The sequence below is a fragment of the Salipiger bermudensis HTCC2601 genome (genome assembly GCF_000153725.1).
Classification (GTDB): domain Bacteria; phylum Pseudomonadota; class Alphaproteobacteria; order Rhodobacterales; family Rhodobacteraceae; genus Salipiger; species Salipiger bermudensis.
Map to the genome: position 1 here is coordinate 2,353,565 of NZ_DS022276.1, position 13,075 is coordinate 2,366,639.

12 protein-coding genes are annotated in these 13,075 nt (G+C 69.3%); 7 read left to right on the top strand and 5 right to left on the bottom strand.

Annotation, left to right across the window (positions count from 1 at the left end; all coding sequences use genetic code 11):
- Nucleotides 1-50 precede the first annotated feature (50 nt).
- The 3 genes from R2601_RS11230 to R2601_RS11240 all read right to left on the bottom strand — a co-directional run bounded on the left by R2601_RS11230 (nt 51) and on the right by R2601_RS11240 (nt 3,576).
- Nucleotides 51-1,478, bottom strand: coding sequence for a YcjX family GTP-binding protein (locus R2601_RS11230; protein ID WP_007798125.1), 1,428 nt, complete (start codon nt 1,476-1,478; stop codon nt 51-53).
- 83 nt (nt 1,479-1,561) lie between these two features.
- Nucleotides 1,562-3,043, bottom strand: coding sequence for an inorganic phosphate transporter (locus R2601_RS11235; RefSeq protein ID WP_007798128.1), 1,482 nt, complete (start codon nt 3,041-3,043; stop codon nt 1,562-1,564).
- Nucleotides 3,044-3,096: 53 nt separating this feature from the next.
- Nucleotides 3,097-3,576, bottom strand: coding sequence for an NUDIX hydrolase (locus tag R2601_RS11240; RefSeq protein ID WP_007798132.1), 480 nt, complete (start codon nt 3,574-3,576; stop codon nt 3,097-3,099).
- Nucleotides 3,577-3,706: 130 nt separating this feature from the next.
- Between R2601_RS11240 and truA the strand changes: the two genes are divergently transcribed.
- The 3 genes from truA (at nt 3,707) to argF (ending at nt 6,905) form a co-directional block, all read left to right on the top strand.
- Nucleotides 3,707-4,474 (top strand): tRNA pseudouridine(38-40) synthase TruA, encoded by a 768-nt coding sequence (gene truA / locus R2601_RS11245; protein WP_007798134.1) that lies wholly within the window; start codon nt 3,707-3,709, stop codon nt 4,472-4,474.
- A gap of 233 nt (nt 4,475-4,707) precedes the next feature.
- A complete protein-coding gene (locus tag R2601_RS11250) occupies nt 4,708-5,898 on the top strand; it encodes an aspartate aminotransferase family protein (protein ID WP_040545320.1) in 1,191 nt (396 codons plus the stop codon).
- Between the two features lie 80 nt (nt 5,899-5,978).
- Complete coding sequence (gene argF, locus R2601_RS11255; protein WP_007798139.1) at nt 5,979-6,905, top strand: ornithine carbamoyltransferase; 927 nt, start codon at nt 5,979-5,981, stop codon at nt 6,903-6,905.
- Between the two features lie 167 nt (nt 6,906-7,072).
- Here argF and hrpB read toward each other — a convergent pair whose 3' ends face one another.
- On the bottom strand, nt 7,073-9,517 hold the full coding sequence (gene hrpB / locus R2601_RS11260; protein ID WP_007798142.1) for an ATP-dependent helicase HrpB: 2,445 nt from the start codon (nt 9,515-9,517) through the stop codon (nt 7,073-7,075).
- A 238-nt stretch (nt 9,518-9,755) separates the two neighbouring features.
- Here hrpB and meaB point away from each other — a divergent pair, with 238 nt between their 5' ends.
- The 4 genes from meaB (at nt 9,756) to R2601_RS11285 (ending at nt 12,267) form a co-directional block, all read left to right on the top strand.
- Nucleotides 9,756-10,745, top strand: a complete 990-nt coding sequence (gene meaB / locus R2601_RS11270; RefSeq protein ID WP_007798149.1) for a methylmalonyl Co-A mutase-associated GTPase MeaB — start codon at nt 9,756-9,758, stop codon at nt 10,743-10,745.
- Nucleotides 10,746-11,005: 260 nt separating this feature from the next.
- On the top strand, nt 11,006-11,296 hold the full coding sequence (rpmB, locus tag R2601_RS11275; protein ID WP_007798152.1) for a 50S ribosomal protein L28: 291 nt from the start codon (nt 11,006-11,008) through the stop codon (nt 11,294-11,296).
- A 138-nt stretch (nt 11,297-11,434) separates the two neighbouring features.
- Nucleotides 11,435-11,752, top strand: coding sequence for a hypothetical protein (locus R2601_RS11280; RefSeq protein WP_007798155.1), 318 nt, complete (start codon nt 11,435-11,437; stop codon nt 11,750-11,752).
- 50 nt (nt 11,753-11,802) lie between these two features.
- Nucleotides 11,803-12,267, top strand: coding sequence for a copper chaperone PCu(A)C (locus tag R2601_RS11285; protein ID WP_007798161.1), 465 nt, complete (start codon nt 11,803-11,805; stop codon nt 12,265-12,267).
- 69 nt (nt 12,268-12,336) lie between these two features.
- Here R2601_RS11285 and R2601_RS11290 read toward each other — a convergent pair whose 3' ends face one another.
- The gene (locus R2601_RS11290; RefSeq protein WP_007798164.1) at nt 12,337-13,026 is read right to left on the bottom strand and encodes an NAD-dependent deacylase; all 690 of its coding nucleotides are present in this window, start codon (nt 13,024-13,026) and stop codon (nt 12,337-12,339) included.
- Between the last annotated feature and the right edge of the window lie 49 nt (nt 13,027-13,075).

Consider the following 13,075-nt stretch of genomic DNA (forward strand, 5'->3'; position numbering starts at 1 on the left):
GCCCGCGTCTAGGCTGCGCGCCGGGCGCAGCGCAGACGTCACGTCCGGGCTCACAGCCGGTCTCCGAACAGGAACTGTGCAGCGCGGTCGAGGCGGATATGCGGCGGGCCCTCGCCGGGCTTGAGGCTGAGCCGCGACGGGGCGAAGCGCATGATGGCATAGTCGCCGTCGAGCCATCCCTCGGCGCCCTCGCGGGCGGGGCCGAGCAGGCGGGCCGGGTCCTCGGGCAGCTCGCCGGGATAGAACGCCGCCTCGCGGCCACGGCTGCCATCGTCCTGCAGCAGCGTGCCGCGCACGCAGTCGAACTGGTCCCCGTTGCGCGGCAGGGTCTGCTCGACCGTGGCGCGCAGAGAGGCGATCGACATGGCGCCGGTCTCGGCCCCGGCAAAGCGTGCGCGGTCGCGGGCGTCGCGGGTCAGCGCCTCCATGATGGCCGTCAGCCGGCCGTGCTGGGTGTGGTGCAGATGGTCGGCCTTGGTGGCGGCGAAGAGGATCTTCTCGACCCGCTTGCCGAGCAGCAGGCTGGTGAGGAATGCGTTGGCACCCGGGCGGAAGGCGGTGAGGATCTCGGCCATCGTCCGGCGCAGATCCTCCATCGCGGCGGGGCCGGCATGGATCGCGCCGAGCGCATCGACCAGCACCACCTGCCGGTCGATGCGGGAGAAGTGGTCGCGGAAGAAGGGCTTCACGATCTGGGATTTGTAGGCCTCGAAGCGGCGCTCCATCTCGCGCCAGAGCGATTTGCGCGGCGGATCGGAGGGTTTGGGCAGCGGCGCGAAGGTCAGCGCCGGGCTGCCCTCCTTCTCGCCGGGCAGCAGGAAGCGGCCCGGGGTGCAATCCGAGAAGCCGGCATTGCGCGCGGCGTGCAACGCTTCTGTGAAGCGGGAGGCCAGTGCCTTGGCGCGGACCTCGTCCAGCGTCTGCGCGCTGTCCTCGGCGTGCGCCATCGCGACGTAGTCGGCACCTCCGGGGCGATTCTCAAGGCGAGAAAGGCTCTCCTCGGCCCACTCGGCATAGCTCTTGTCCATCAGGCCGAGGTCGAGCAGCCACTCACCGGGATAGTCGACAATGTCGAGATGCACGGTGCGTGGGCCCGACATGCCAGACAAGAGCCCGGTCGGGCGCAGCCGCAGCGACAGGCGCAATTGCGACACCGCGCGGGTGCTGTCGGGCCAGTGCGGGGTCGGGGAGGTGAGCGCGCCGAGATGGGCCTCGTAGTCGAAGCGCGGCATGGTGTCGTCGGGCTGCGGCTGAAGATAGGCGGCGAGGATGCGGCCCTCGCTCTCGGCCAGCAGCTGCGGCATCCGCGCCCGGTCCATGAGGTTGGCCACCAGCGAGGTGATGAACACCGTCTTGCCGGCGCGCGACAGGCCGGTGACGCCGAGCCGGACCACCGGCTCGGTGAACGGGCTGGTCAGCGTGTCGGTGACGTTTTCGACCCCGCGGGTCAGCCTGTCGGCGATGGTTCCGATGACCAAGGTCTGCCTCTCTGCCTGTGCTTGTCTGGCTGTGCTGCGCCCTACAGATAGACCCGGGGCCCCACAGTTGCCAGTGAGGCAGATCAGAAACCGAGCAGGGAGAGCATCCAGAAGCAGGCGGCGGAGAGCAGCGCGGCGGCGGGAACGGTGATCACCCAGGCCGCGACGATGGTCATGAAATGCGACCGGCGCACCAGCTTGCGGCGGGCACGTTCCTGCCGTGCGAGGCGGGTCCCGCTGGCGCCATTGACGTTCGCCTTGCGGGCGCGTCGCTCCATGTACCACTCGCGGAAGAAGCCGACGCCGAACACGCCGCCGACCGCGATATGGGTCGAACTCACCGGCAGGCCGAGCCACGAGGCGGCGATCACGGTGACCGCTGCGGAGAGCGCCACGCAATAGGCGCGCATCGGGTTGAGCTTGGTGATCTGGCTGCCGACCATGCCGATCAGCTTCGGCCCGAAGAGCACCAGACCGAACGAGATCCCCAGCGCGCCGATCAGCATGACCCAGAGCGGGATGGTCACCTCGTCGGCCACCCCTGCGGATTGCTGGACATAGGCCACCGCCGCGAGCGGACCCACGGCATTTGCCACGTCATTGGCACCGTGGGCAAAGGAGAGCAGCGCCGCCGAGACCACCAGCGGCAGCCGGAACATGGTCTTGAGCGAGCGGTTGCGGTTCTCGAGCCCCTCGGACTGGCGCCGGATGAAGGGCACCGAGAGCGCCCAGAAGATCACCCCGGCCACGGCGCCGATCAGCAGCGCCGTCTGCAGATCGATCTGCATCACGTGCTGCAGGCCCTTCAGGGCCAGATAGGTCCCGAAGGCGGCGCTCATCAGCCCGATCAGGACCGGCACCCAGACCCGCGCGGCGGCGATCTTGTCTTCGACATAGATCACCCGCCACTTGATGAAGGCGAGCATGGCGGCGGCGATGATGCCGCCGAGCAGAGGTGAGATCACCCAGCTTGCGGCGATGGCGCCCATCGTCGACCAGCTCACCGTTGCAAGGCCCGCCGCGGCGATGCCCGCGCCCATCACCCCGCCGACCACCGAATGGGTGGTCGAGACCGGGGCGCCGACCCATGTGGCGATGTTGACCCAGATCGAGGCCGCCAGCAGCGCCGCCATCATCGCGCGGACGAAGACCTTGGTGTTGGACAGGCTGGAGGGATCGATGATGCCCTTGGAGATCGTCGACACCACGTCGCCGCCGGCCAGCAGCGCGCCCGCGCTCTCGAAGACCGCGGCGATCGCGATGGCCCCGAGCAGCGACAGCGCCTTGGCGCCGACCGCCGGGCCCATGTTGTTGGCCACGTCGTTGGCACCGATGTTGATCGCCATGTAGGCACCGAACGCCGCCGCCACCACCACCGCGAGCCCCTGGGGCTCACCGCCGGTGAAGATCGCCGCCGCCACCGCCGCGAGCGTGACGAAGACGAGGCTGACGCCGACCCCGACCAGCGGGCGCGACGTGTACATGGTGGCAGCCTCGAGGCGCGACAGGCGGTTGAGATCCTGATCGAGCGTCTTCCACTGATGCGGGGGCGTGTCCTGGGGCAATGTCGGAAGGTCCTGTAGGTCTGGCAACCGGTTCGGCGCGTGTTGCGCGGAGCTCAGCGTCGCGCCGTGTCGGCGAGCAGGGCCGGCAGGTCGCGCAGAAGCTCCGAGAGCTCCTCCTCGTCGACCCGCTCGGCGGCCTCCTCGGGTGTCATCCAGTGGCGTTCGCGCTCATCCATCTCGGGATAGCTGTCGAGCAGTTTCTCGACCGAGACGGCGTAGACATCGACATCGGTGGCCACCGGCAGACCGCCATCGAGCACCTTGTCATAGCGATAGCGGCCGATACGCGCAGGCCGTCCGGCCTCCGACTTGACCCCGGCCTCTTCCCACGCCTCCTGAAGCGCGGTGCCCGCAGCGTCGGTGCCGTGCATCGGCCAGCCCTTGGGGATGATCCAGCGCTTGGTTTCGCGCGAGGTGATCATCAGAACCTCGGGTCCGGTCTCGCCCGCGCGATGGCACAGCGCCGCAATCTGCACCCGCGGAGGGCGGCGCAGCATGGGGGCAATATAGCTTTTCCAGACGCGGGCAAGCATACGGGTCACCGGTTTCGGGGCAGGTCAGGTCGGCCTCCCCTATAGAACCTGTCGCGAAAACTCAAGCCGGCAAGGCCGCAAGGGGGGTGCGGCATTGCCGAGATGCGACAGCGCTTGTATGGGAGCGGCCATGCCCAGATACGCCCTTCTCGTCGAATATGATGGCCGCCCCTTCGCCGGATGGCAGCGCCAGGCCGATCAGCCCTCGGTGCAGGGCGCGATCGAGGCGGCGTTGGCGCGGCTCGAAAAGCGCGACCACACCATCGCTGCCGCCGGGCGCACCGATGCGGGGGTTCATGCGCGCGGGCAGGTGGCCCATTGCGACATGGAGAAGGCGTGGGACCCGTTCCGCCTCTCCGAGGCGCTCAACTTCCACCTCAAGCCCGCGCCGGTGGCGATCCGGGCCTGCGCGGCGGTGAGCGATGACTGGCACGCCCGCTTCTCCGCCCATGAGCGGCGCTACCTGTTCCGCCTGCTGGTGCGCCGGGCTCCGGCCACGCTCGAGGCCGGGCAGGTCTGGCGGGTGATGAACCCGCTGTCGCTGGAGGCGATGCGCGCGGGCGCGGCCCATCTCATCGGGCAGCACGATTTCACCACCTTCCGCTCGACCATGTGCCAGGCCGCCTCGCCGGTGAAGACCATGGACGAGATCCGCATCGAGCAAACCGACACCGGAGCCGGAACGGAGTTTCGCTTCCACCTGCGCGCCCGCAGCTTCCTGCACAACCAGGTGCGCTCCATCGTCGGCACGCTCGAGCGTGTCGGCGCAGGCTCCTGGGCGCCCGAAGACGTCCGTTCGGCGCTCGAGGCCCGAGACCGCGCCGCCTGCGGGCCGGTGTGCCCGCCGGACGGGCTCTATCTCATGGGCGTGGGCTACGCGGACGATCCATTCTCCTGAGGCGTTGCGGGGATGCCCGTGACCCGCGGTCAAGAAACCGCTTTGCGCCGCGGGCAAACCCCGCTATCAGCGCAGCCATGACGTTTGCGATCCGAATCCGACGAGCCTGAACGCTCCTCTGTCGTGCCTCCTCACCGGGGAGGCTCCTGCTTCGCACGTCTCACCCCCATGAAACTTGACTTGGCCCCGTGCCCTTGGCACCAATCGGGCCTCAATCCACCGAGGATATGCTGATGATCCCGTCCGTCCTGCCGACCTATTCCCGCGCGCCCCTGCACTTCGTGAAGGGCGAAGGCACCTGGCTGGTTGAGGAGGACGGCCGCCGATTTCTCGATCTTGGCAGCGGCATCGCGGTGAACGCGCTGGGTCACGCGCATCCGGCGCTGGTCGCCGCGCTCACCGCGCAGGCACAGAACCTGTGGCACGTGTCGAACCTCTACGAGATCCCGCAGCAGCAGGCGCTGGCCGACAAGCTGGTCGCGGAAAGCTTTGCCGACACCGTGTTCTTCACCAATTCCGGCACCGAGAGCTGCGAGCTGGCGGTGAAGATGGCGCGCAAGTACTGGTACGACAAGGGCCAGCCCGAGAAGACCGACATCATTGCCTTCGCGGGCTCGTTCCACGGCCGCTCCTCGGCGGGCATCGCCGCGGCGGGCTCAGAGAAGATGACCAAGGGTTTCGGCCCGCTGCTGCCGGGCTTCAAGCACCTGCCCTGGGGCGATCACGAGGCGCTGGACGCGGCCATCGACGACAACACCGCGGCCATTCTGATCGAGCCGGTTCAGGGCGAGGGCGGCATCCGTCCGCTGCCCGACCAGTGCATGCAGGGGCTGCGCAAGCTCTGCGACGAGAAGGGCGTGCTGCTCGTTCTCGATGAGGTGCAATGCGGCATCGGCCGGACCGGTCGGCTCTTCGCCCATGAATGGGCCGGCATTGCGCCCGACATCATGATGGTCGCCAAGGGCATCGGCGGGGGCTTCCCGCTGGGCGCGGTGCTCGCCACCGAGGAAGCCGCCTCGGGCATGACCGCCGGCACCCACGGCTCGACCTATGGCGGCAACCCGCTGGGCTGCGCGGTGGGCTGCGCGGTGATGGATCACGTCACCGACCCGGCTTTCCTCGACGGGGTCAACCGCAAGGCCGGCCTGCTGCGCCAGAAGCTCGAGGGCCTCGTCGCCGCCCATCCCGACATCTTCGAGGAGGTGCGCGGCATGGGGCTGATGCTCGGCCTCAAGTGCAAGATCGCCCCGGCGGACCTGGTCAAGGCCGGCTACGAGGCGCTGGTCATCACGGTGCCCGCCGCCGACAATGTCGTGCGCCTGCTGCCGCCGCTGACCATCACCGAGGACGAGATCGGCGAGGCCATCGCGCGTCTCGACACTGCCGCCTCCGCCCTCGCAACGCCCGCCTCTTCTTCGGTTTGACAAATACCTCGGGGTGAATGGGCGCTTCGCGCCCAGAGGGGCAGCGCCCCTCCGCCCCGCCAGACAAAAAGAATATTCGCATGAACCACTTCCTCGACATCCACAAGACCGACAAGGACGACCTGCGGTCGATCATCGACGCCGCCAAGGCGATCAAGGACAAGCGCAACGGCCGCCCGCGCGCCGCCCCCGACGACGATCTGCCGCTCAAGGACCGCATGGTCGCACTGATCTTCGAGAAGCCCTCGACCCGGACCCGCGTGTCGTTCGACGTGGGCGTGCGCCAGATGGGCGGCCAGACCATGGTGCTCTCGGGCTCCGACATGCAGCTCGGCCACGGCGAGACCATCGCCGACACCGCCCGCGTGCTGTCGCGCTTTGTCGACATGATCATGATCCGTACCTTCGACGAGGCGGTGCTGACCGAGATGGCGGAATATGCCGACGTGCCGGTGATCAACGGTCTCACCGACCGCACCCACCCCTGCCAGATCATGGCCGACATCCTCACCTTCGAGGAGCATCGCGGCCCGATCGCCGGCAAGAAGGTGGTGTGGTGCGGCGACGGCAACAATGTCTGCGCCTCGTTCCTGCACGCCGCCGGCCAGTTCGGCTTCGACCTGACCTTCACCGGCCCGGTGCAGCTCGACCCCGAGATGGAATTCGTCGGCCTCGCCCGCAACCAGGGCAGCACCATCACCATCGAGCGCGATCCTTTCAAGGCGGTCGAGGGCGCCGATCTGGTGGTTGCCGACACCTGGGTGTCGATGCATGACGCGCAATCCGCCAAGGAGCGCCGCCACAACATGCTGCGCCCCTACCAGGTCAACGACAAGCTGATGGAGGCCGCCGGCAAGGACGCGCTCTTCATGCACTGCCTGCCGGCGCATCGCGGCGAGGAGGTCACCTCCGAGATCATGGACGGGCCGCAATCGGTGATCTGGGACGAGGCCGAGAACCGGCTGCACGCCCAGAAGGCGATCATGCGCTGGTGCGTGGGGGGCTGAGACGCTACACCCGGCTGACCCGCGCCACGCCCGTGTCACCGGGATCTCTGGTGAGTATTTGGAACGTAGAGAAGACCCGGGCCGGTCACTTGGCGGGCCCGGGTCTTCTCTGGTTCAAAAATACCTCGGGGTGAATTGGCCCGCAGGGCCAAGAGGGGCAGCGCCCCTCACTGCCCCCGTGGCTTGGCTCGCAGGGTCGGGTCCGCCTGGCGCGGGTCCTCGGGCCACGGGTGCCTCGGGTACTGCGCCTTCATGTCCTTGCGCACATCCGCATAGGAGCCGTCCCAGAACCCCGGAAGGTCCATGGTGGTCTGCACCGGGCGGCGGGCGGGCGAGAGCAGCGTGACGCGCAGCGGACGCCGGCCCACCGTGGGGTGGCTGCGCTGGCCGAACATCTCCTGCAGGCGCAGCGCGATCTCCGGGTGCTCGCCGGAATAGTCGATGGGGATCTCGCGCCCAAGGGGCGTGGTGAACTTGCCCGGCACGGACGCGTCGAGCGCCTGCATCTGGCCCCAGTCAAGCCGGGCGCGCAGCGCCGGCAACAAATCGAAGCGCTTCCAGTCCTCGGCGCTCTTGACCCCTGCGAGATAGGGCAGCAGCCAGTCCTCGAGCGTCTGCATCAGCGCGGGCTCCGACATGTCGGGCAGGTCGAGCCCGCCCTCGCGGCCGATGGCTGCGCGGGCGCAGAAGCGGCGCGCGGCGTCGGAGAGGGCAATGCCGAGATCGCGCACCCCGTCGAGCATGGCGCGCGCCACCGCGTCGGGCGGGGCATCCTTCCAGAGCCGGTCGTCGAGCGCGATGGCGCCGAGCCGTTCCTGCTGACGCGCCAGCACGCGGCGCTCGCGCTTCGACCACTCACACAGATCGTGCCAGCGGATCTGGTCCGGGAACAGCGCGCGCAGCTCGCTTTCGGTGATCTGCGTGGCCTGCCGGATGCGGGCCTCGCGCGGGTTGCCGTCGGTGTCGGTGACCACGATGAGCCGGGCCGAGGCCAGCGGGTCGGCGGCGTCGAGCATCGCGCCCTTGCCGCCGGAGAGCTGGAAGCGCGGCGCGTCGCCCTTGCGGCGCAGGCCGATGCGGTCGGGATAGGCGAGCGCGGCCATGGTGGCGGGGCTCATCGTCTCGTCGTGGCCCCCCTTCGCCCGCGCCCGCAGCCGCTTGGCCTCGGAGCGGATGCGCTCCAGCGGGGCGCGGTTGAGCCTGTAGGGCCGGGTCGCCTCGAAGCGTTTGGGGTCGCGCAGCGCCTCGAGCCGCAGGGCGAGATCGGTGGGCGCGCCGGTGAGCGGGTCGCGCTCGGCCAGCAGTGCCGCGAGCGGGGCGGCCTGCGGACCGGCCAGCGTCAGCATGTGGCCGAGGCGCGGATGCAGAGGCACTGCGGCAAGCGCCTTGCCGTGCGCCGTGATGCGGCGCTGGTCGTCGAGCGCTCCCAGCATCTGCAGAAGCGCCTGCGCCTCGGCAAAGGCGCCGGGATTGGGCGCGCTCAGGAAGGGCAAATCCTCCGGCGTGGCGCCCCAGAGCGCCAGTTCCAGCGCCAGCCCGGCCAGATCTGCGGTCTCGATCTCGGCCGGGGGGTAGGCCTGCAGAGCGCCTTCCTCGCCTTTGGTCCAGAGCCGGTAGGCCACGCCCTCGGCGACGCGACCGGCGCGGCCGGCGCGCTGGGTGGCCTCGGCGCGGGTGACGCGCTCGGTCACCAGCCGCGCCATGCCCGAGCCCGGGTCGAACCGCGCCCGCCGGGCGCGGCCGCCATCGACCACAACGCGGATGTCCTCGATGGTCAGCGAGGTTTCGGCGATCGCGGTGGCGAGTACCAGCTTGCGGCCCTTGCTCTCGGGGCGGATGGCGGCGCGCTGGTCGGCGAACGCCATGGCGCCGAAGAGCGGGCGCACCGTGACGTCGCCGGGCAGGCGACCCTTGAGCCGCGCCTCGGTGCGGCGGATCTCGCCCTCGCCCGGAAGGAAGGCGAGAATGCCGCCCTCGGTCTCGCCCGCGGCCTGCACGACCAGCTCCGCCATGCTGTCCTCGAAGCGGCGTTGCTTGGGCAGGGGGGCGTCGAGCCAGCGGGTCTCGACCGGGAAGGCGCGGCCCTGCGAGGTGATGACGGGCGCCTGCATGAGCTCTGCCACCGGGCCCGCGTCGAGCGTGGCGGACATGGCGAGCAGGATCAGGTCGTCGCGCAGGGCGCCGGCCACTTCAAGACAGAGCGCGAGGCCGAGATCGGCGTTCAGAGACCGCTCGTGAAATTCGTCGAAGATCACCGCGCCGATCCCGGAGAGCTCCGGATCGCTCTGCAGCATCCGGGTCAGGATGCCCTCGGTGACCACCTCGATGCGGGTGGCGTTCGAGACCTTGGCCTCGCCGCGGATGCGGTAGCCCACGGTCTCGCCCGGGGCTTCGCCCAGCGTGTCGGCCATCCGCGCGGCGCTGGCGCGCGCGGCAAGGCGGCGCGGCTCGAGCATCAGGATGGTCTGGTCGGTGAGACCCGCGTCGAGCATGGCCAGCGGCACGCGGGTGGTCTTGCCGGCGCCGGGGGGCGCCTGCAGCACGGCGCGGCCCTCGGCGCGGAGGGCGGTGAGGAGTTCGGGCAGGGCGTCGTCTATGGGCAGGCGGGTCATGGTGTGGGTTATGCGGGAGTGCGTGGACGGCGTCGAGGGGGCGTGGTGGCCAGTCGTGGCGGAGAGGACGATCCTTTCGGGGGCGCTGCCCCCGTCCGCGCGCGGCGCGGCCTCCCCCGAGGTATTTTCGAACCAGAGAAGATGCCGGGGGCGCGCCCAGGAGGAGATGCTGGCGGGGGGCTGGACATCGGCGCGGCTTGCGGGTCAGGTCGGGGGCGGCAGAGAAGAGGGCTGAGGCATGGATATCGAGGATCTGGCAGAGCGCATCCTGGCCGGCGAGCGGCGGGCCCTGGCGCGGGCGATCACGCTGGTGGAGAGCGGGCGCGCCGATCATCGGGCGCAGGCACGGGCGCTGATCGAGCGGCTGCACGGTCACGAGAACGTCGCGCTGCGGGTCGGGCTCTCGGGCACGCCCGGGGTCGGCAAGTCGACCTTCATCGAGGCGTTCGGAATGATGCTCACCGCGCAGGGGCTCAAGGTGGCGGTGCTGGCGGTGGATCCGTCCTCGGCGCGCTCGGGCGGGTCGATCCTTGGCGACAAGACCCGGATGGAACGGCTGTCGCGGGACCGCAACGCCTTTATCCGGCCGTCTCCCTCGCAATCGCACCTGGGCGGCGTGGCGCGGCGCACCCGCGAGGCGATCGATCTCTGCGAGGCGGCGGGGTTCGACGTCATCCTGATCGAGACCGTGGGGGTGGGCCAGTCGGAGACCGTGGTGGCCGAGATGTCGGACCTGTTCCTGCTGCTGCTGGCGCCCGCCGGGGGCGACGAGCTGCAAGGGGTGAAGCGCGGCATCATGGAGACCGCCGACATCATCCTGATCAACAAGGCCGATGGCGATCTCAAGGCCACCGCGACGCGGACCTGCGCCGATTATGCGGGCGCTCTGCGGCTGCTGCGCAAGCGGGCGCAGGATCCGGAGGGATTCCCCAAGGCGCTCACCGTCTCGGCGGTGGAGGAGAACGGGCTCGACCGGGCGTGGGACGAGATGACCGCGCTCAGCGACTGGCGTCGCGAGACTGGGCATTTCGAGGCGCGCCGGGCGGCGCAGGCGCGCTACTGGTTCGAGGCGGAGGTGCGCGAGGGGTTGCTGGCGCGGCTGCGGCGCGAGCCGGTCAAGGGCGCGATGGCGGCGCTGGCGCACCAGGTCGAGGACGGCGAGATCAGCGCGGCCGCCGCGGCGGAGGAGCTGCTCGAGACCTATCTTGGCGAGGTGCCGCAGGTCTGAGGGGGATTCGGGCCGACTCTGCGACGGCCTTTGACGCCCCGCCGGAGCGGTGGCTCGACATCGCGAAATCCGCGTGAAACAAGCGGTTTCACGGCCTTTGGCAAAGCCCCGGTGGAAGGGGTTGACGCGCGAGGGGCTTGGAGCTAGAGAAGCCCGACCAGATTCCGGGCGCCCCTGGTGGCGCCCTTTCATATTGGCGGAACGATCGGCAGGAGCTGCCTCTCACCGGTCCGAAGCCCCGAGACGATGAGGATGGACCCATGTCGCGCGTATGCGAACTGACCGGCAAAGGCCCGATGACGGGTCACAATGTTAGCCACGCCAACAACAAGACCAAGCGGCGCTTCCTGCCGAACCTGAACGATGTGACGCTGCAGTCCGAGACCCTGGGTCGCGGCGTGAAGCTGCGCATCTCGGCTTCGGCCCTGCGCTCGGTGGACCACCGCGGCGGCCTGGACAAGTTCCTGGACAAGGCCAAGGACGCCGAACTCAGCGCCACCGCGCTGAAGGTGAAGAAAGAGATTGCAAAGGCCCGCGCAGCGCAGGCCTGAGCCACTTGATTCCACAGAATCATCCACAGCCCCGATGCCAGCCGCATCGGGGCTGTTTCCTTTTGTCACATGACAATTCGGGCCATGTTGCCTAAACCTTCGGCGATGGTTCGGAAAAGATATCCACTGGTCGCATTTTTGCTGGTTCTGGCGGTCGCGCTGACCGGGTTCCAGATGGCATTCGCGCGCGCCCAGCCGCAACCCGTCGGTCAGATGGTGATCTGTACCGGGCTGGGTCTGACCACGGTGATGGTCGATTCCGAAGGCGCTCCGGTGTCGCAGAGCCATGTCTGCCCCGACGGCCTCCTGACCCTATTCCTCTCCGCCGGCGGCGCCTGGGAATCGCCTGTGCGTCTGCTGGACTGGGTTCCTCTGCCGCAGATCATGGTGACGGTGCGCGGGCAGGGGCTGCAGGCCCCGCGCGCGCAGGCGCGTGATCCGCCGGTCCGGGTCTGATCTCCCAAAGACAGACCTCACGGACCCACAAAGATCACAGGACAGACAAGATGAAATCCCTGATTCTCGCCGGCGCCGCCGCGCTGGCCCTTTCGACGCCCGCCCTCGCCGACATCGCCGTGCACGACGCTTATGCCCGCAGCGCCATGGCCAGCGCCAAGACAGGCGCCGCCTTCATGGTGATCGAGAACACCGGCGACAGCGACGACCGGCTGGTCTCGGCCACCTCCGACGCCGCGATGAAGGTCGAACTGCACACCCACGTGGCCGACGGCAACGGCGTGATGAAGATGATGGAGGTCGAGGAAGGCTTCGTCATCCCCGCGAATGGCCAGCACGCGTTGGCGCGCGGCGGTGACCACGTGATGTTCATGGGGCTGACCGGCCCCTTCGTGCAGGACGAGACCGTCACTGTCACGCTGACCTTCGAGAACGCCGGCGAGATGGTGGTCGAGATACCGGTGGATCTCGAGCGTCAGCCGACGCATGGCGCTATGAACAAGATGAGCAACTGAGCGCTCAGCCGGTGATGAGAGAGGCCGCGTCCGGGGCAGACCCGGGCGCGGCCTTTCCGTGTCCGGGCCTCAGTCGAGCAGCTCTGCGACCCAGGCGGGCACCACCTCGCTGGCGGGGCCGATGCGGTGATCCTCGAACGCGCCCGTGATCTCGCTCTCGGCCAGGTTCAGCTCGATGGTCCGGGCACCGGCATAGGCCGCGCCCTGCACGAAGCCCGCCGCCGGGTAGACCTGACCCGAGGTGCCGATCGCGGCGAAGAGGTCACAGCCCAGCAGGTGATCCTCGATCTCGTCCATGTGGTAGGGCATCTCGCCGAACCAGACGATGTCGGGGCGGCCCGTGGGGGCGGCGCAGGCCGGGCAGGGCTCACCGGGAGACATCTGGGGCGGGGCGGTCCAGCGGTGGCCGCAGGCAAAGCACAGCGCGCCCGAGAGCTCGCCGTGCATGTGGATCGCGGTGGCGCCGGCTTTCTCGTGCAGCCCGTCGACATTCTGCGTCACGATCACCACCTCGCCGGGCCAGTCGCGCTGCAGCCGCGCCAGCGCTGTGTGAGCCGGGTTCGGCACGGCACTTGCGGCCTGCACCCGGCGGGCATTGTAGAAGCCGTGCACCAGCGCGGGATCGCGCGCGAACCCTTCGGGCGTGGCGACGTCCTCGATGCGGTGCTTCGCCCAGAGCCCACCCTCGTCGCGGAAGGTGCCAAGGCCGCTTTCGGCCGAGATGCCGGCTCCGGTGAGGATCACGATCTTGTCGGCCATGCTTTTCCCTTCCTGGCTGCCGCGTTAGGCTCCGGCGCAAAAGGAGCGC

What these genes read in the sequence shown, in the direction of transcription:
- truA (WP_007798134.1), top strand. Translation starts at nt 3,707, where the DNA reads ATGCCCAGATACGCCCTTCTCGTCGAATATGATGGCCGCCCCTTCGCC.
- R2601_RS11240 (WP_007798132.1), bottom strand. Translation starts at nt 3,576, where the DNA reads ATGCTTGCCCGCGTCTGGAAAAGCTATATTGCCCCCATGCTGCGCCGC.
- R2601_RS11250 (WP_040545320.1), top strand. Translation starts at nt 4,708, where the DNA reads ATGATCCCGTCCGTCCTGCCGACCTATTCCCGCGCGCCCCTGCACTTC.
- hrpB (WP_007798142.1), bottom strand. Translation starts at nt 9,517, where the DNA reads ATGACCCGCCTGCCCATAGACGACGCCCTGCCCGAACTCCTCACCGCC.
- R2601_RS11285 (WP_007798161.1), top strand. Translation starts at nt 11,803, where the DNA reads ATGAAATCCCTGATTCTCGCCGGCGCCGCCGCGCTGGCCCTTTCGACG.
- R2601_RS11290 (WP_007798164.1), bottom strand. Translation starts at nt 13,026, where the DNA reads ATGGCCGACAAGATCGTGATCCTCACCGGAGCCGGCATCTCGGCCGAA.
- meaB (WP_007798149.1), top strand. Translation starts at nt 9,756, where the DNA reads ATGGATATCGAGGATCTGGCAGAGCGCATCCTGGCCGGCGAGCGGCGG.
- argF (WP_007798139.1), top strand. Translation starts at nt 5,979, where the DNA reads ATGAACCACTTCCTCGACATCCACAAGACCGACAAGGACGACCTGCGG.
- rpmB (WP_007798152.1), top strand. Translation starts at nt 11,006, where the DNA reads ATGTCGCGCGTATGCGAACTGACCGGCAAAGGCCCGATGACGGGTCAC.